This window comes from Inquilinus sp. 2KB_23, assembly GCF_052115705.1.
Taxonomy (GTDB): Bacteria; Pseudomonadota; Alphaproteobacteria; order DSM-16000; family Inquilinaceae; genus Inquilinus; species Inquilinus ginsengisoli_A.
On the sequence record NZ_JBFRHF010000004.1, the window covers coordinates 275,595 to 292,887 of the forward strand.

Here is a 17,293-nt window from a genome sequence, read left to right on the forward strand (position 1 = left end):
GTCTCGCCTCGGCGGGCGCGGGAGAGACGGGGTCCCGATGCGCTTTCACGCCGATCTGCACGTCCATTCCAAGCATTCGCGGGCGACCAGCCGCGACCTCGACCTCGAGCACCTGGCCCATTGGGCGGCGCGCAAGGGCATTGGCGTGGTCGGCACCGGCGACTGCGTCCACCCGGTCTGGCTGGCCGAGCTGAAGGACAAGCTGGTGCCGGACACGCCCGGCCTGTTCCGCCTGCGACCGGATCTCGAAGCCGCGGTGATGGCGACGCTGCCGGCGCCGTGCCGCACCCCGGTTCGGTTCATGCTGTCGACCGAGATCTCGACCATCTACAAGAAGGGCGACCGCACCCGGAAGATCCACCACCTGATCTACGGGCCGGATTTCGCGACGATCGACCGGCTGCAGGCCAGCCTGGCGCGGATCGGCAACATCGCCTCGGACGGGCGGCCGATCCTGGGCCTCGATTCCCGAGACCTGCTGGAGGTCACGCTGGCCTCCGGCCCGGATGCCTATCTGGTGCCGGCCCATATCTGGACGCCGTGGTTCGCGGCGCTGGGGTCGCAATCCGGCTTCGATTCCATCGCCGACTGCTACGGCGACCTGTCCGACCACATCTTTGCGGTCGAGACCGGCCTGTCCTCCGACCCGGCGATGAACTGGCGGGTGTCGTTCCTCGACCGCTACCGCCTGACCTCGAACTCCGACGCGCATTCGCCGGGCAAGCTGGGGCGCGAGGCGACGGCCTTCGACTGCGACCCGGACTACCACGCCATCCGCCGGGCGCTGGAGACCGGCGACGGCTATGTCGGCACGGTCGAGTTCTTCCCGGAGGAGGGCAAGTACCACGCCGACGGCCACCGCAAATGCGAGGTGCGGCTGAGCCCGCAGGAGACGCTGGCGCTGGGCGGTCGCTGCCCGGTCTGCGGCCAGCCCTTGACCATCGGCGTGTCGCACCGGATCGACCGCCTGGCCGACCGCACCGAAGCGGAGGCGTTGCCGCCAGCCACGGCGGGCGAGGTCACCAGCCTGGTGCCGCTACCGGAAATCCTGTCCGAGCTGCTGTCGAGCGGCCCGGCCACCAAGGCGGTGGAGCGCAGCTACGACCGCGTGATCGGCACGCTGGGGTCGGAGCTGTCGATCCTGGGCGAGATGCCGGTCGAGGACATCGCCCGCGCGGAGTCCGAGCTGCTGGCCGAGGCGGTGACCCGGCTGCGCCGCGGCCAGGTGATCCGCGACGCCGGCTATGACGGCGAATACGGCGTGATCCGCCTGTTCGAGCCGCAGGAGCTGAAGAGCCGCACCGCGGGAGGGTTGCTGTTCGACCTGCCGCAGTTGCGGGCGACGCCCTCGTCCCAACCCATACCCCGTTATCCCCGCGAAAGCGGGGATCTCCTGGCGGCTGAATCGGAGGAAGATTCCCGCTTTCGCGGGAATGACGATGAAGGGAAGGGAGCAGAGGTTCCAAGCGTCCCCAGCGCAACGACCTTGGCCCCCGGCCTTCTCGACCGCCTCGACCCCAACCAGCGCGCCGCTGCGGCGATGGTGGATGGGCCGCTGCTGATCGTCGCGGGGCCGGGCTCGGGCAAGACCCGCACCCTGACCCATCGCATCGCCCATCTCGTCGCCGACCACGGTGTGGCGCCCGCAGCCTGCCTCGCCATCACCTTCACCCGCCGGGCGGCGGCGGAGATGCGGGAGCGGCTGGAGGCGCTGCTGCCCGGGCGGGCCGGGCGGATGCCGATCCACACCTTCCATTCGCTCGGCCTCGCCATCCTGCGCGAGCATGGCGAGGCGGCGGGGCTGCACCGCGACTTCAAGGTGGCGGGCGAGGCCGAGCGGACCGCGCTGCTGGTCGAAGTGCTGGATCTCTCGCAGCGCAAGGCAGAGCGGCTGCTGCGCGCGATCTCGCGGACCAAGCGGACCGGCGCGGCCACCGATCTCGATGCCGCCGAGGCCCTGGCGCGCTACGATGAGGCGCTGGGCCTGCGCAACTGGATCGATTTCGACGACCTGATCGGCAAGCCGATCGCGGCGCTAGAGGCCGATCCCGGCCTGGTCGCGCTGTATCGCGACCGCTTCCGCCACGTCTCGGTCGACGAGTTCCAGGATGTCGACGACAGCCAGGTGCGGCTGCTGTCGCTGCTGGTGCCGCCGGGCGGTAATCTCTGCGTCATCGGCGATCCGGACCAGGCGATCTACGGCTTCCGCGGCGCCGACGCCTCCTGTTTCGACCGCTTCCACCACGACCATCCCGGAGCCGCGGTGGCCCGGCTGAAGCGCAACTACCGGTCGACCGGCACCATCGTCACCGCCGCCTCCCGCTTCATCGGCGCCGACGGGCGCGTCGAGCCGGCCGCCGAGATCGTCCGCGCCATGCAGGACCGCATCTCCGCCCATGCCGCGCCCAGCGACAAGGCCGAGGCCGAGTTCGTGGTGGCGGAGGTCGAGGCGCTGCTGGGCGGCCACAGCTTCTTCTCGATCGACAGCGGCCGGTCGGACGGCACGGCCCGCGGCGAGATCGGCTTCGCCGATATCGCGGTGCTGTACCGCACCGATGCCCAGGCCGATGTCGTGGCCGAAGCGCTGGCCCGTGCCGGCATGCCGTTCAAGCGCAGCTCGCTGGCCCCGCTGGCCGAGGACCCGGCGGTGCGGGCGCTGCTCGCGGCGCTGGAGCAGGAGGCGGAGGAGGCGGACCTGCCGCAGCAGCTGCAGCGGGCGGCGGAGCGGCTGCGGCACGAGGGCGCCGACCCGGCCTCGGCCACCGCCGCGCTGCAGCGGCTGGCGCTGATCGCGGCGCGGCTGGATGAGCGGGAGGCCGACCGCGCCGGCTTCCTGGCCGCAGTGGCGTTGGCGACCGAGGCGGATTTCTGGGACCCGCGCGCCGACCGGATCTCGCTGCTGACCCTGCACGCTGCCAAGGGGCTGGAATTCCCGGTGGTGTTCGTGCTGGGGCTGGAGGACGGGGTGCTGCCGCTGCGCTTCGGCGAATCCGACCCGGCGGCGGTGGCCGAGGAGCGGCGGCTGTTCTATGTCGGCATGACCCGGGCGATGGACCGGCTGTTCCTGTGCCGGGCCCGCGAGCGGCGCTGGCGTGGCGGCATGGTCCGGTTCGAGCCGTCGCCCTTCCTCGGCGAGATCGAGGCCGAGCTGCTGGCCCATCGCCGCACCGATCCGGCGCCACGACGCGCGCCCGACCGGCAGTTGACCCTGTTCTAGGCGTATGTTGGGTTCGCAAGGGCGAACCCAACCTACGATGCACTCAATGCAGTGACAGCCGGGGCACGCCCTCCGCCACGCCGCTGCGGCGCATGGCCGCCCGCAGGCGCGGCGTGATCGCGTCGGACGGGTCCAGCTGCAGCCCGGGGACCACGACCTTGGCGACCGGGATCCCGAACTCGGCGCGGGTCAGATCGGCGAAGCGGGCCTGGAAGCCGGCGGCCTGAAGGCGGCTCACGACCCAGTCGACGGCCTCGGCGGGATCGAGTTCATCTGTCGCGGGATGCCGCCGCGGGCCCAGGGCCGAATGCAGCAGCGGCTGCGTGTCCGGCAGGATCTCGGCCCCGCGCCGCAACTGCTCGATCTCCTGCTCGCTCAGCTCATGGTCCGGGTTGGCGTGCCGCTTCACGTCGATCAGGTGATAGCCCAGCTCGTACTGGCACATCTCCCGGATGGCGGAGCCGGCGGCCCGGTCCGGCGACAGGGCTGCGGCCAGGCCGCAGGCGATCCGCCGGCCGTCGCGGTTGACCGACAGCGCGGCGACGCAAGGGATGCCGATCTCGGTGGTGACGTCGAGCAGCCAGGTCGCACGGCGGTCCGAGCCGCGCCGGATCTCGCGCAGCAGCTCCGACGCCTGCAGCGACGCGATGCCGTCCAGCGGCAGGACGGCGGCGGGTTGCCCGCCATGCCACCACAGTGCCGCCGCGTCGCGCTCGACCAGCTCCAGCAGGCCGCGCAGCACCGCCTCCTCCAGCGTCGGGGCGGCGGCGCAGCCGATGCTGAGCGGCGCGGCGGCGCGGGCGGCATCGGGCGAGGACGGGCGGCGCAGGCACAGATCGGCCGGCAGGATGGTCGCGGCCCCGTCGCCCAGCCGGCGGGCGGGCAGCCAGGGCAGCGTTGCCAGCGATGAGGCGTCGTCCAGGCACAGCGAGGCCGCCAGCGCCGATCGTTCGGCTGGGGTGAAGCCTTCGAGCATGGCCGGGTCGGGGCGGGCGAGGGCCTCGTCGCCGCGCTCGAGTTGCGAGGCGTATTCCACGGCCTCTCCGACGCTGGCCTCGAAGGCGCGGCCGGGTTCCAGCGCCGCCCCGATGGTGCTGACCGGGGCCGCCTCGCCATCCCGGCCGTCGATGGCGCGGGCATCGAACATCCCCAGGAAGAACAGCAGCCCGGGCGCATCGGGGCCGCGATAGGGCAGCAGCGTGCCCATCCGCGCCGCGAAACGCAGCAGCCCGGCCCGGTTGTCGATCTCCGCGGGCGAAAGCTGGTCCCGGGCATAGCCCAGCGAGGCCAGGAACTGCGCAGCCTCCGGCGACGACCCGGCATCGCCGCCGGCCAGGGCCTCGGCTGCCTCCAGATAGGGCGGGCCGTTCCATCCGTTCCGCACGCAGGCACTCCCTCGAAACCACCACGCCGATGCCGCAATTCGCCACGGACGGTCCGCGGCCGGGCGCGATTAAACCGCAATCGGACGCTACCTCAAAAGGGTTCCCGTGCCGGTGGTTGCGAGGTCTTCCGGCCTCTGTGGAGGTGTCATCCCATGTCGACCTCTCGCCGCCAGATCCGAGGCGTGCTGTTCTACGCGCTCGGCGTCGGCGCCTTCGCCACCATGGACGCCTTCGCCCGGCATCTGAGCCGGGGCTATCCGATCGTCGAGATCGTCCTGCTGCGTGCCGTGCTCGGCTACCTGCCGATCCTGGTTCAGTACCAGCTGGGCGCGACCAGGGGCCGGCGCGCGGTCCGGTCGCAGGCGCCGGGGCTGCAGCTGCTGCGCGGCGGGTTGATGCTGGCCGCCTCCGCGACCTTCTTCCTCAGCCTGTCGCAGCTGTCGCTGGCCGATGCGACGGCGATCTCCCTGATCGCGCCGCTTCTGATGGTGCTGTTCGGCGTCTACGTCCTGCGCGAGCCGTCGAGCAGGGAGATGTATGTGGCGATCGCCATCGCCCTGGTCGGGGGCCTGCTGATCGTCCGCCCCTATGCCGACAGCCTGAGCCTCTATGCCGTGGCGGCGCTGGCGTCGGCGGTATTCTATGCGCTCGCCGCCGTCGCCACGCGGAGGCTGGGACAGTCGGATCCCGCGATCGTGACCGCGCTGTGGGGCAACACCACCATGCTGGTGGTCGCGGCCGCCCTGGTGATTCCGACCGGGTGGGTGTGGCCGACGGCGGGCGACTGGTGGCCGATCCTGGGCATGGGGCTGGCCGGGGGCGTCGCCAACATCCTGTATATCGCGGGCTTGCGGATGAGCCGGGTCTCGGAGGTCGCGGTGATCGACTACACGATCTTCGCTTGGGCCGCGGCCTTCAGCGTCCTGGTCTTCCAGGAGACCCTCTCCGTCGCCGGGCTGGTCGGGGCCGGCCTCATCGCGGCCAGCGGCGCCTACAGAGCATTCGGGAAGTGGCGCAGATCCGGGAGGCCGGCGGTGCTGGCGTGGCCCCGCCGGACCCCGGTCCGGCGGCTGCGAGTGTCCGCACCATAGCAAGACGGCAACCGCCTGTGGCCCGATGGCGGCGGTCATCGGGCCTGCGGCTGTTTGCCCGCCCTTGGGAGGCCCAAGGACAGGAAAACAACAGGCGGCATCCGCGGCAGGATCGTGGTATCGATCTGCATCAAGTTTGTTGCGGTTTAGTGCCATTTTGAGACATGAAGTCGCGCATTGGCGCGTGTCCGTGGGCGGGTGATGGAAATACAGCCGATAGGACCCTTGAGCGACGCCCGGGTGAGCCTGACCACGCTGGGCCAGGTCTCGCTTCGTGCCGACGGCGCGCCGATCACCATCGCGAACCGCAAGTCCCAGGCGCTCCTGGCCTATCTGGCGACCACCCTGAACGGCCGCGAAAGCCGTGAGCGCACGGCGGGGCTGCTGTGGAGCGAGTATGAGGAGGAGAAGGCCCGCGCCTCGCTGCGCCAGACCATCGCCGACCTGCGTCGCGCCGTCGCCACCCACGGCTCGTCCTTCTTCTCGGCTGACCGCCTGACCATCAATGTCGACCTCAGCCAGCTGCATGTCGACTGCCTCGCCATCCTGAGGGATCTCGAGGCCGGCAACATTCCCGCGGTGCTGCTGTCGGAGAAGCGCTTGCCGGACAGCTTCCTGGCCGGGCTCGACGACATCGACCCGGCCTTCCGCGCTTGGTTGCTGGTGCAGCGCCAGATCCTGCAGGAGCGGTTTCTGCGCGAGCTCGAAGACCGGCTGCCGACCACGTCCGACCCGCGCGTGGTCAAGCGCATCGGCACCGCCATCGTCAACCTGGACCCGACCCATGAGGTCGGCTGCCGCGCCGTGATCGAGGCCTGCGCCCGCCTCGGCGACATGGGCGGGGCTCTGCGCGCCTATCGCGAGCTGTGGGACCTGCTGGACCAGGAATTCGGCATGGAGCCGTCGCAGGAGACCCTGGACCTGATCCTGCGGGTCAAGGGCGGGGAGTTCGGCGACGCGAAGGGCGCGGCGCAGGCGGTCAGCGTCCCGGGCGAAACCTCGGCGCCGGTCCCTGCGCCCGTCTCGTCGATGTCCCTGCCGGCGGCCCTGGCCAGCCGCGGCCAGGCCATCGTGGTCACCGATTTCGACACCACGGACATCGCCCAGGACCACCAGGGCATGGCTCGGGCGTTCCGGCACGAACTCATCGCCTCGCTAGTCCGGTTCCGCGGCTGGAGCATCATCGACGGCAGCGAATCCGTGGCCCTGGCCCAGGTGCCGAACGCCTTTCGTATCGATGGCACCGCCCTGGAGGACGAGTCCGGAACCCGCTTCATCCTGACACTCAAGGATGCCGCGGATGGGCGCTTCATCTGGAGCGAGCGCTTCACCATCGTCGAGCATGGCTGGCGGCCGGCGCAGCAGCGCATCATCCGCCGTATCGCCGGCGCCCTCGACATCAACCTGTCGACCGAGCGGCTGACGCAGATTTCCGGCAGCCCGGAGCTGTCGCTGGCGCACCATGACCGCTGGCTGCGCGGACACGCGATGATGCTGCAGTGGCGGCCCCAGGACGAGGCGCGCGCCGAATCGATCTTCCGGTCGTTGGTCGAGGAGGCGCCGAGCTTCGCGCCGGCCTATACGAGCCTGTCGCAGATCCTCAACTCGCGCCATCTGATCTTCCCCGGGACGCTCCGGACGGCGGCCTGGCACCAGGAGGCGCTGCAATTCGCCAAGATGGCGGTCCAGCTCGACCCGCTCGACACGCGCTCGCATCTCTGCCTGGCCTGGGCCTACGCGATGAGCTCGCATTTCGACAAGGCGCCGCTCAGCTACCAGCTCGCCCTGGATCTCAATCCCAACGACCCCCTGACCCTGGCGTCCTCGTCCCTCGGCTTCGCCTATTGCGGCGACGTGGCCCAGGCTGCGGCGACCGCCGACATGGCGCTGGACCTCGGCCTGGGCATCTCGCGGTTGCATTGGGGCTATCAGGCCGGCGTGCGCTTCATCCTCGGCGACTATGACGGGGCGATCGCCGCCGCGGAGAATGCCGGCGATGTTCTCTACTATCTCGGCGGCTGGAAGGCGGCCGCCCATGCGCTTGCCGGCGACCGCGAAGCAGCCCGGACCGAAGGCGCGCGCTTCGTCGAGATGGTCCAAGGCTCCTGGTTCGGCGAACCCGAGCCGGACGAGACGGTGATCGCGAACTGGCTGCTGCATTGCTTTCCGATCGCCGACCGCAAGGTCTGGGAGGCTTTGCGAAGCGGGCTCGCCATCGCCGGCCTGGTTGCCAGGCAGGCGATGGACGCCCCGTTCACACCGGCGCTGCGGTCAGCGGCAGCCTCGAATCGTGTAATCCGAGATGCGTGAGTAGTAGAACTCGATATTGTCGAACGGCTTCTCGCCGGTCAGCATGTCGAGATAGAAATGCGGCGGGTCGTAGGACGCGACGCCCGGGTTTTCCTTGGCCTGCTTCTTGGCCCGCGCTTCCGATTCCGAGACCTGGCGGTTGGGCGGCAGGCGCAGGATGAAGTGGTGGTCGTCGCCCTGGCAGATCTCCAGCGTCTCGTAGCGCTCGGGAATGTCGACCAGCCCCTTCAGCTGCTGGCGGAACTCCGCCATGTCGGCCGGCCGCGTCTCCGGCTTCTGGGCCCACAGCACGACCTTCCGGCCGGCCGCTTCGTAGTCCAGAATCTTCATCGGCTTCAGTTCGTCTTTAGTCGGCATGAACGTCCCCTCCTGGTGGTCATCGGACGCCCCCGGCGGGGGCGCGGCGATCGGGTGGATCAGATGAAAGGCGGCTCGACGGATTCGAGCTTGAGCGCCTTGGCGATGAAGGTGATCAGCCCGCTCATCGTCCCCGGCACGGTGCTGCCGAACACGTGCCTCACCGCCTGGTCGGTGGTGATGCCGGCCACCGGGTCGATGCCGTCCTCGATCAGGTCGCGCGACTGCTCCAGCGACCCGGCGAAGGCGTCGGCAACGATGATCGAGCCCAGCGTGCCGAAGCTCTTGCCGTCGGTCTCGTGCGCCGCCTCGAACAGCAGGTAGAACAGCAGCGGCGGGTCCTGGGCGATGGCGTCGCGCTCATCGGCGGTGAACGCGACCGTGGTGCCGGCGTCCAGCCAGGCGCGCAGCGTGGCGGTGCGGTGCTCGCGGTCGGCCAGCAGCGGCGACTGGTCCAGCACCGCGGCCGGCAGCAGCTCGGCCAGGGAGTTGACGGTGCGCAGGCCGCTCAGCGAGCCGCGGACGAGGTCGCGGTACAGCAGTCCCGACAGGTTGGTGTCCCAGCTGCCGTCCTGGGTGCCCGGCACATAGACGTTCCGGAACAGGGTGTCCTTCTGCATGATCGGGTTGAAGGACGGGCCGATGCGGCGGCTGAGCTGCGGCCGGGATCCGTCGATCGAGAAGAAGCGTGACCATTCGGCGACCCAGATGTCGCGGATCGGCGTCTCGCGCGGGCGGCGGGCAGACGAGGTCGCGATCACGTCGGCGACGCCTTCGAGGTCGGTCTGCCGGCTCATCCGGTAGCTCATGCGCACCATGGCATGGCCCAGGCGGTAGGCGGCGTCGCAGAACTCGATCGGCAGCCGGCCGTCGGGGGTGTCAGCCAGCGGCCGCGGCCGGTCCTGGTTGTACAGCGCCCAGACCTGCGGCCGGATCAGCCGCGGCAGCAGGTCGTGCACCACGATGCCGCGAAACACCGCCGCCGTGATCTGCCGCGCCAGGCCGAAGCGCGAGAAGCTCAGCAGCTCGGTCGCGGCGCTGACCTCGGCCGGGAACGGGTTGCGGTCGCGCAGGATGTCGATGACGGCGTTGTGGAACATCAGGAACAGCGTGGTGACCTGGGACAGGTTCACGTTGTCGTCGTTGCGCGGATCGGTCAGCAGCGTGTCGGCGGCGCCTTCGTTCACCGCATCGCTCAGCCCCTCGATCCGGGCGCGCGGGATGTCGCGCGCGGTGTGCACCGGGCAGGCCGGGTTGGGGCGGTGGGTCTGGGTGATCCTAATATGGCCGAGGCGCAGCTTCTCGCGGCATTCACCAGGCGCCGCCGGGATCTCGTAGCTGATCGGATCGTCGGTCGGGCCACGGCCATAGACCGTGTCCAGCACCAGGGGGCGGGCCCGCAGGTTGACGCGCGGCAGGTTGCCGTTCGCCAGGTTGATGGCGGTCATGGCGCCATAGACGATGTCATGGCCGGCAAGCTGGGCGAAATAGGTGTAGCCGGCCGGAATCCTGGGATTGTCTGGCGACTCGTCATGCGCCTTGGCGTCGTCGTAGCGGTGCGGCTCGTTCATCCGCCGGATCAGCTTGCCGATCAGCATCTGCGCCGCCAGCGGCTCCTCCGCCCGGCTGTGGATCTCGTCCGCCGATGGCGGCGTGACCGACCCGAAATTGCGGAAGCCCTCGGTCGTGGCCGCCTGCATCGTCACGCCGGTCATCCCGCCCGAGCCGGGCCGCTTCCGGTCCTGCCCCGAGAAGAACGGGCAGTCCAACCCCCCATGTTGCGCCATTATCCGACCCTTCTTGTCACCGCTTCATGCCCCGACCGCGCGCCCGGAATACGACGATTGCCCATCGGCCCGACGGCTTTGGCCGAGACCGGAAATCCCTGTTCGACAATGCAAGATGATGGAGTCCGGCAAATCATGCTATGGGCCGAAGCGGGGGCTCGATGGTCGCACCATCCCGGGCAGGATGGCGACCGCACCGTATGGGGGCGACGTGAACCCAGCGTGAAATGGTCCCGTTGCCTGAAGGACGGCCCGATCGCGGCCGGTTGCACCAGACATCAGAGGGCAGACCGATGACCTATGAGCTCTACTATTGGCCGGAAATCCAGGGCCGCGGCGAATTCATCCGCCTGGCGCTCGAGCAGGCCGGTGCCGACTACGTCGACGTCGCCCGCGGCGAAGGCGAGGATCTGCCCGGGCTGATGCATTTCATGAAGGACAAGTCGGTCCCGGAGCCGCCCTTCGCGCCGCCCTATCTCAAGGCCGGCGACCTGCTGATCGGCCAGACCGCAAACATCCTGCTGTTCCTGGGCGGTCGCCACGGGCTGGCGCCGGCGGAGGAGGGTGGGCGGCTGTGGACCCACCAGCTGGACCTGACCGTCGCCGACTTCCTGGTCGAGGCGCACGACACCCACCACCCGATCGGCAGCGGCCTGTACTACGAGGACCAGAAGCCGGAAGCGCAGCGCCGGGCCGCGGATTTCCTGGCCCATCGCGTGCCGAAATTCCTCGGCTATTTCGAGCGGGTGCTGGCGCGCAACCCCGCCGGGACCGGGCTTCTGGTCGGAAAGGACGTGACCACCGCCGACCTCTCGATGTTCCAGATGATCGCCGGGCTGCGCTATGCCTTCCCCAAGGCGATGGCACGGATCGAGCCGCAGCATCCGGGCCTGGTGGCCCTGCACGACCGGGTGGCGGCACTGCCGCGGATCAAGGCCTATCTCGCCTCGCCCCGGCGCATCCCGTTCAACCAGGACGGCATCTTCCGCCGCTATCCCGAGCTCGATCCCTGACGTATATTGTCGGACAATAGGATCGATCGCGGGAGGGACAGCACATGATCGTCGTCACGGGCGGCAGCGGGCAGGCGGGGCGCGCCTGCCTGAAGGACCTGATCGCGCATGGCTATGACGTGACCTCGGTCGACCTGGCGCCGCCGGCCGACCCGGCGGTGCGGCACAGCCGGGTCGACCTGACCGATTTCGGCCAGACCATGGCCGCCTTCTCCGGCATCGACGAGCGGGTGTCGCAGGTCACCGGCATCGTCCATCTCGCGGCGATCCGCGCCCCCGGCCTGGCGCCGAACCACGTCACCTTCGCCACCAACACGGTCAGCACCTACAACGTGTTCGAGGCGGCGCGGCAGCTGCGGATCCGCAACGTGGTCTGGGCGTCGAGCGAGACCGTCCTGGGCCTGCCCTTCGACTCGCCGCCGCCCTATGTCCCGGTCGACGAGGACTATCCCGGCCGGCCGGAGAGCGCCTATTCCCTGTCCAAGCTGATGGGCGAGGAGATGGCGAAGCAGTTCTGCCGCTGGGACCCGCAGGCGAAGATCCTGGGCCTGCGCCTGTCCAACGTGATGGACCCGGAGCGCTACGCCGAATTCCCCGGCTTCGACGACGACCCGCGCAAGCGGAAGTGGAACCTGTGGGGCTACATCGACGCGCGCGACGCGGCCCAGGCGATCCGGCTGGCGCTCGAATCCAAGCTGACCGGGGCCGACGTCTTCGTCATCGCCAATGCCGACACGGTGATGACGACACCGAACGACGCGCTGCTCGATGCCGTCTTCCCCGGCGTGCCGCGCAAGCACGGCTTTGGCCCGAACGAGACCCTGCTGTCGATCGACAAGGCGCGCCGGGTGCTCGGCTACGAGCCCCGCCACAGCTGGCGCGGCCAGCAGCCGGGGTAGGGCGCGGCCGGCAGGCCGATCTGGGGCCACGCGCCGCAGCGTCATGTTGCGGCGCACAATTTTTTGATGCCTGCACAGAATTCCGCGCTATACTGCCATCCGAGGCGGTCCTTGGCGTTCTAAATTTTTCAATATAGAACAAAGTCTTGGTGCGCACAGGAGGTCTGGCTCCACGGCATGCCGCCAGCACTCCGGAATTTGTGCATCGCAAAAAGCCTCTGCTCGTTCGGGCCGGCCATGCCGGTCCGGCCGGGCCTGCGGGAGGGGCCCCTGGACTGTGCGCAACCAGGGAGCGGAAGATGGACATGTTTGCCACCGTCATTCTGGTCTGCGCCGCGGCGCTGCCGCAGCGGGACTGCAACAGGGACACCGCCGTCGATGTCGTCGCCGGCCCGGCGGCAAGCTCGCCTCTCGGCTGCGGCTTCGGCGGCCAGGCGATGCTCGCGAGCACCGCGCTCGGCCCGGAACTGGGCGAAGGCCGCTATCTCAAGGTCCTGTGCATCGACCGGCAGCGCGCCCAAAGTCAGGCACGCCTGCCCTGAGCCTGTGCCGCCCGCGCTTCTGCCCGTGGAGTGGCGGCTCTCAACGCAGGGCGTCCGCGAAAGCCGTGGCCGGTACCGCGAGGTTCAGCGCCAGGCGGTCGATCGAGCCGGCCACGGCGATCCCCACCACCTGCCATTGTCCGTCCCGCAATGTCAGCAGCGGGCTGCCGCTGGTGCCGCGCGTGCCGTTGCAGTCATGCACCAGCACCAGCCCGTTCGCCACCCGGTCGGTGCCCAGCACCGTGCAGTCGGTGTCGGCGGTGATGATCTGGGCCTTGTCCTGGCTGTAGCCGCCGAGGACCAGCGCGGTGCCGGGGGGCGGCACCGAATCGGTGACCGCCAGCGGCGGCGCCTGGGGCGGGGCATCCTCGGCCAGCACCAGAACCGCCCAGTCGGCCGCGAACTCCTCCCGCGGGCGCAGCGGGTCGTAGGCGTCGGACCGGATCACATCCGTGACCAGGGTGTGCTCAAGATATTGCCCGCGCTCATAGCCGAACAGCACATGCAGCGACGATGCCTGCAGGAAATGCCGGGTTCGCGGGTTGAACAGGCAATGGGCGGCGGTCAGGACCCGGCGGGGCGCGATCAGGGCGCCGGTGCAGCGGGTGCCGATATTGGTCTGCACCTTGGCCAGGCTGCGCCAGGGCGCCTCCGTACCGTCGACCGGAACGCGCCGGTCTGCAAGCCCGAGGCCGGGCAATGGCGGCGGAGCGGCCGGCGCCGCGGCAGCGGCGAGGAGCATGCCCGCGACCAGGGCTGATGTGAGCCGCATCCTGTGTCCGCCTGTCCCGGAGACCGGGCCATGCCGCTCTCGCCCGCCAGTATCGACGCCGCTCCGGCCCAGGCCAAGGGGCGCATATCGCCGCGGCTGCGGATGAGCAAAAAAAGACCCCACCCTGCGGATCGCAGGGTGGGGTTGGCGTATCAGAGAGTTAGAGAACGAAGTCGCTGGCGGTCAGGGTGTGGTCGGACAGGACGGTGATGGCGAAATCGGCGACCTTGTCGCCATTGGTGTCGCCGAAGACGCCCTGGTAGCCGTTCGGCAGCGCGAGCACGCGGAGTTCGCCGGCGACGCCGGTGAAGGCGCCGGTGCCGAGGGTGAAGGCGCCGTCGCCGGCCCCGGCGCCGTTGGCGTCGATCGGCGACAGGTCGATCTTGTCGCCGGTGGAGAAGTCCTCGATCACATCGCGGCCGGATCCCGCCACGGTGCTGTCGCTGACGGCGTTGAAGACGAAGGTGTCGTTGCCGGCGCCGCCCTGGAAGGTGTCGGCCCCGCCACCGCCGGTGAGGACGTCGTCACCGCCGCGGCCCAACAGCCGGTTCGCACCGTCGTCCCCGGTCAGGACGTCGTTGAAGGCCGAGCCGCTGAGCTGTTCGATGCCGGTCAGCGTGTCGCCGACGGCATCGCCGCCGGACACGGCGCCGGTCAGCAGGTTGACGTTGACCGCCGCGGAACTGCTGGAATAGGCCGCGGTGTCGATGCCGGCGCCGCCGTCGAGATGGTCGGCGCCGACGCCGCCGGTCAGGACGTCGTTGAAGTTGTTGCCGTTCAGGGTGTCGTCGCCGGCACCGCCATAGACGACGTCGTTGCCGTCGCCGCCGTTGACCGTGTCGTTGTCGTCACCGCCGTCGATGGAGTCGTTGCCGGCGCCGCCGGTGATGGTGTCGGTGCCGGCGGCACCGACGAGACGGTCGTCGCCGTCGCCGCCGTCGATGATGTCGTTGCCGGCCTCACCATTCAGGGCATCGTTGCCGCCATTCCCGTTGAGCGTGTCGTCGCCGAGTTCGCCGCCCAGGACGTTGGCGTTGTTGTCGCCGGTCAGGACGTCGTTGTTGCTCGATCCGTACAGGTTCTCGATGTTGGTCAGCACGTCGCCCGTGGCGTCGCCGCCGGAGGCGGTGTGGGCCAGCAGGTCGACATTCACGCCGGCCGCCGAGCCCTGGTAGTTGGCGATGTCGGAGCCGTTGCCGCCGTCGATGATGTCGGCGCCGGCACCGCCGCGAAGCGTGTCGTTGCCGTCGAGGCCGAGGATGGTGTTGTCCGATGCGTCCCCGAACAGGTGGTCGATGAAGGCCGTGCCGGTGAGGTTGGTGATGCCGGTCAGCGTGTCGCCTTCGGCGTCACCGCCGGTGCCGGTGCCGGCGATCAGGTCGACGGTCACGCCGGCGCCGGAGCCGGAATAGTCGGCCGTGTCGATGCCGCCGGCGCCCGTGAGGGCGTCGGCCCCGGCACCGCCGACGAGGGTGTCGTTGCCGGCCGATCCTGTAAGAGAATCGTCACCGGTCGACCCGATCACGCGTTCGATCCCGGTCAGGGTGTCGCCCTGGGCGTCGCCGCCGGTGCCGGTGCCTGTGGTCAGGTTGACGGTGACCGGCGCGGCAGAGCCGGAATAATCCGCGGTGTCGTTGGTGCCGGCACCGCCCTGCAGCGAATCGGCCCCGCCGCCGCCGATCAGAGTGTCGTCTCCGGCACCGCCGAGGAGGATGTCATTGCCGCCCTGGCCATCGAGGCGGTCGTCGCCACCCTGGCCGTTCAGCGTGTTGGCGGCGGCGCTGCCGGAGAGGTTGTCGGCGCCGGTATCGGAGCCCAGCAGGTTGACGATACCAACCAGAAAGTCGCCCTGAGCATCGCCGCCGAAACCCTGGGACGCGCCGGTCAACTGGACGTTGATGCCCAGGATCGGCAGGGTGAGGCTGAGGATCACAGAAAGATCGATGGTCACGCCGTCGACCGAGGTGGTGTAGTCCGCCGCGTCGGTGCCCGACAGGGTGATGACACCGGCGGCATTCAGCAGGCCGCCGATGATCACGTCTGCGCCGGCGCCGCCCCGGATCACGTCATCGCCGGACCAGCCGATCGCGATGTCGTCGCCGCCGAGGGCATCGATGAAGTCGTTTCCGATGCCCTGGACAGGGCCAATGATGAGATTCGGCAGGATTTCTGCGCCGTTGGTACCAGTAAAAGTAGCCATCAATATCCTCCCCAGAATGAGAGCTTCATAGTTGGGCAGTTCCTGAGAAGATGTCCAACAAAAATAGGCATATCCAGATCTTACGTCGAGTAATCGCAGATTTATGGAAATAAATAGATTATTTTCCTACATTTATCATCCGATAAAAGACTATATTCTGATAAATTTGCTGGAAAAATAAAATACTATCGATATGTTTTTCGGGTAGCCGAAAGGCGGCTTAGGTCCTGTCTGAGATTGATTCCACCTTTCAAAATTAACTATCTGTTATTGCGCATTTTATTGTACATTTCTGAGCTTATTTGCCTATGTAAATTTTCCTAAAACGCGACGGAACTGTCACGACAGAAGCGGGCCGGTGCCGCCGCAGCGGTGCCGATTTCGGGCTGGCCGGGAACCGCAGGCATGGTGCGGACGTTGTTCGGTCCACCAGCTTCGTTCAAAAAAGACAGGGACCGGGCCGTCGCGTCGGCCGGTCCCGAATGCCTAGGGAGTGATCACCATGGATCGGGATTTCGGGCGCCAAATGGCGCGGGCGAGGGGCGCCGCGAAGGCGGCCAGCCTGGTGCAACGAGCCATTCGCCGTGACGGCGCGGCGGAAGCGGGCCATCTGCCTACGGCCGGCGCGACCTATGTCGTGGGGCGCCGGCGCAGCCTCAAGGCCGCGGTGGCGGAGGCGTCAGCCTTCCCTCATGCGGTCGATCCGGTCGCCCGCGACCTGGCCGCGCGGCGCCGCTGACCGCTCTGATCAGGCCGTCCAGCCCAGCAGCCGCTCGATCCGGCTGGCGGCTTCCTGCACCGCGACGCTGTAGGTCCGCTCCCGGTCCCGCGCTTTCTGCTCGGGCAGCACCACGCTGATCGTCGCCTCGCAGTCGCCGTTGGGGGTGCAGATCGGCGCGGCGATGCAGGCCACGGCGAAATCGGATTCGCTCAGCTGGATCGCCAGCTTCTCGGCCAGCGCCGCCTCGCCGGCCCGGCACAGCACCTCCGGATCGGTCTCGGCCATGCCGGTGGGCGAGGGCTGGGCCACCCGGCGCATCAGTTCGGTGCGCTCGGCCCAGGGCAGGTGGCCGATCAGCAGCCGGCCCGAGGCGGTCCAGTTCAGCGGCACCCGGGTGCCGACCTTGGACGACACCCGGAAATGCCCCGATGGCTCGGCCATCGCCAGCACCACCATGTGGCCGTCGTCGCGGCCGCAGACCTGCACCGTCTCGCCCAGCAGCCGGCTCAGCTCCCGCATCTCCTGCGACGCGGTCTCCAAGAGGTTCAGGGTGCGGCCATAGGCCAAGCCGTAATGGTAGAGCCGGGGCCCGAACCACAGCAGCCCGTCGCGGTCGCGCGACAGCAGGTCCTGGCGCAGCAGCGAATCGACCACGCCGTAGATCGTCGACATCGGCGCGCCCAGCGCCTTGGACACGTCATAGGCGGTGAGGGGGCGCCCGGCCGCCAGCAGGTGGTCGCAGATCTGCACCGCGCGCTCGATGCCGCTGACCCGGCTGCGCTCGCCCGCCGGTCCGGCCTTGGCCGCTGCCGCTTCTGCCGTCATGTCCTGGTCCCGATCTGCCCGGCCCTTGTTCCGGCCGAGTGGTATAGCCCGTATTCCAGCCAAGCTAAGCTCCCCCGGACATTCCGGTCAATCTCTGCCGATTCCAGCCGTCGCGGTCGATCGAATGGGTTGACGCCGCCGCGACGATCGCACTAGCGTATTCCATAACGGAAG

The 17,293-nt window shown here is 69.1% G+C and carries 13 protein-coding genes; 7 read left to right on the top strand and 6 right to left on the bottom strand.

The annotated features are described in order from the left end of the window. The first annotated feature begins 37 nt into the window (after positions 1–37). On the top strand, positions 38–3,217 hold the full coding sequence (locus tag AB4112_RS07245) for a UvrD-helicase domain-containing protein (protein WP_309792606.1): 3,180 nt from the start codon (positions 38–40) through the stop codon (positions 3,215–3,217). A 43-nt stretch (positions 3,218–3,260) separates the two neighbouring features. On the opposite strand, the gene AB4112_RS07250 is transcribed toward AB4112_RS07245, so the two are convergent. Further along, a complete protein-coding gene (locus tag AB4112_RS07250) occupies positions 3,261–4,601 on the bottom strand; it encodes a YcaO-like family protein (protein WP_309792605.1) in 1,341 nt (446 codons plus the stop codon). Between the two features lie 153 nt (positions 4,602–4,754). Between AB4112_RS07250 and AB4112_RS07255 the strand changes: the two genes are divergently transcribed. Both AB4112_RS07255 and AB4112_RS07260 read left to right on the top strand, forming a co-directional pair. Beyond that, positions 4,755–5,693, top strand: coding sequence for a DMT family transporter (locus AB4112_RS07255; protein WP_309792604.1), 939 nt, complete (start codon positions 4,755–4,757; stop codon positions 5,691–5,693). Between the two features lie 225 nt (positions 5,694–5,918). Continuing rightward, entirely contained in the window at positions 5,919–8,003 is a 2,085-nt protein-coding gene (locus tag AB4112_RS07260) for a BTAD domain-containing putative transcriptional regulator (RefSeq protein ID WP_441718173.1), read from the top strand. On the opposite strand, the gene AB4112_RS07265 is transcribed toward AB4112_RS07260, so the two are convergent. Beyond that, positions 7,965–8,360 (bottom strand): hypothetical protein, encoded by a 396-nt coding sequence (locus tag AB4112_RS07265; RefSeq protein ID WP_309792602.1) that lies wholly within the window; start codon positions 8,358–8,360, stop codon positions 7,965–7,967. The genes AB4112_RS07260 and AB4112_RS07265 overlap by 39 nt on opposite strands. Before the next feature lie 59 nt (positions 8,361–8,419). Beyond that, positions 8,420–10,147, bottom strand: a complete 1,728-nt coding sequence (locus AB4112_RS07270) for a peroxidase family protein (RefSeq protein ID WP_309792601.1) — start codon at positions 10,145–10,147, stop codon at positions 8,420–8,422. Positions 10,148–10,440: 293 nt separating this feature from the next. Between AB4112_RS07270 and AB4112_RS07275 the strand changes: the two genes are divergently transcribed. The 3 genes from AB4112_RS07275 to AB4112_RS07285 all read left to right on the top strand — a co-directional run bounded on the left by AB4112_RS07275 (position 10,441) and on the right by AB4112_RS07285 (position 12,601). Then, positions 10,441–11,160: a glutathione S-transferase gene (locus AB4112_RS07275; protein WP_309792600.1), complete on the top strand. Its 720-nt coding sequence runs from the start codon at positions 10,441–10,443 to the stop codon at positions 11,158–11,160. 44 nt (positions 11,161–11,204) lie between these two features. After that, positions 11,205–12,059, top strand: coding sequence for an NAD-dependent epimerase/dehydratase family protein (locus AB4112_RS07280; RefSeq protein WP_309792599.1), 855 nt, complete (start codon positions 11,205–11,207; stop codon positions 12,057–12,059). A gap of 299 nt (positions 12,060–12,358) precedes the next feature. Beyond that, positions 12,359–12,601 carry a hypothetical protein gene (locus AB4112_RS07285; RefSeq protein WP_309792598.1) on the top strand — a complete coding sequence of 81 codons (243 nt, stop codon included), beginning with the start codon at positions 12,359–12,361 and terminating at the stop codon, positions 12,599–12,601. Between the two features lie 40 nt (positions 12,602–12,641). Here AB4112_RS07285 and AB4112_RS07290 read toward each other — a convergent pair whose 3' ends face one another. Together AB4112_RS07290 and AB4112_RS07295 are read right to left on the bottom strand one after the other, a co-directional pair. Then, a complete protein-coding gene (locus tag AB4112_RS07290; protein ID WP_309792597.1) occupies positions 12,642–13,373 on the bottom strand; it encodes a trypsin-like serine peptidase in 732 nt (243 codons plus the stop codon). 160 nt (positions 13,374–13,533) lie between these two features. Continuing rightward, on the bottom strand, positions 13,534–15,573 hold the full coding sequence (locus AB4112_RS07295) for a calcium-binding protein (protein ID WP_309792596.1): 2,040 nt from the start codon (positions 15,571–15,573) through the stop codon (positions 13,534–13,536). Between the two features lie 502 nt (positions 15,574–16,075). On the opposite strand from AB4112_RS07295, the gene AB4112_RS07300 reads away from it, so the two are divergent. Beyond that, positions 16,076–16,312 (top strand): hypothetical protein, encoded by a 237-nt coding sequence (locus AB4112_RS07300; protein WP_309792594.1) that lies wholly within the window; start codon positions 16,076–16,078, stop codon positions 16,310–16,312. Positions 16,313–16,321: 9 nt separating this feature from the next. On the opposite strand, the gene AB4112_RS07305 is transcribed toward AB4112_RS07300, so the two are convergent. Continuing rightward, positions 16,322–17,119 carry an IclR family transcriptional regulator gene (locus AB4112_RS07305; protein ID WP_309792593.1) on the bottom strand — a complete coding sequence of 266 codons (798 nt, stop codon included), beginning with the start codon at positions 17,117–17,119 and terminating at the stop codon, positions 16,322–16,324. Positions 17,120–17,293: the final 174 nt, after the last annotated feature.

Excerpts from the sequence above, each read along its gene's own strand:
- AB4112_RS07245 (WP_309792606.1), top strand. The coding sequence starts at position 38 with ATGCGCTTTCACGCCGATCTGCACGTCCATTCCAAGCATTCGCGGGCG.
- AB4112_RS07255 (WP_309792604.1), top strand. The coding sequence starts at position 4,755 with ATGTCGACCTCTCGCCGCCAGATCCGAGGCGTGCTGTTCTACGCGCTC.
- AB4112_RS07265 (WP_309792602.1), bottom strand. The coding sequence starts at position 8,360 with ATGCCGACTAAAGACGAACTGAAGCCGATGAAGATTCTGGACTACGAA.
- AB4112_RS07270 (WP_309792601.1), bottom strand. The coding sequence starts at position 10,147 with ATGGCGCAACATGGGGGGTTGGACTGCCCGTTCTTCTCGGGGCAGGAC.
- AB4112_RS07275 (WP_309792600.1), top strand. The coding sequence starts at position 10,441 with ATGACCTATGAGCTCTACTATTGGCCGGAAATCCAGGGCCGCGGCGAA.
- AB4112_RS07280 (WP_309792599.1), top strand. The coding sequence starts at position 11,205 with ATGATCGTCGTCACGGGCGGCAGCGGGCAGGCGGGGCGCGCCTGCCTG.
- AB4112_RS07285 (WP_309792598.1), top strand. The coding sequence starts at position 12,359 with ATGGACATGTTTGCCACCGTCATTCTGGTCTGCGCCGCGGCGCTGCCG.
- AB4112_RS07290 (WP_309792597.1), bottom strand. The coding sequence starts at position 13,373 with ATGCGGCTCACATCAGCCCTGGTCGCGGGCATGCTCCTCGCCGCTGCC.
- AB4112_RS07295 (WP_309792596.1), bottom strand. The coding sequence starts at position 15,573 with ATGGCTACTTTTACTGGTACCAACGGCGCAGAAATCCTGCCGAATCTC.
- AB4112_RS07300 (WP_309792594.1), top strand. The coding sequence starts at position 16,076 with ATGGATCGGGATTTCGGGCGCCAAATGGCGCGGGCGAGGGGCGCCGCG.
- AB4112_RS07305 (WP_309792593.1), bottom strand. The coding sequence starts at position 17,119 with ATGACGGCAGAAGCGGCAGCGGCCAAGGCCGGACCGGCGGGCGAGCGC.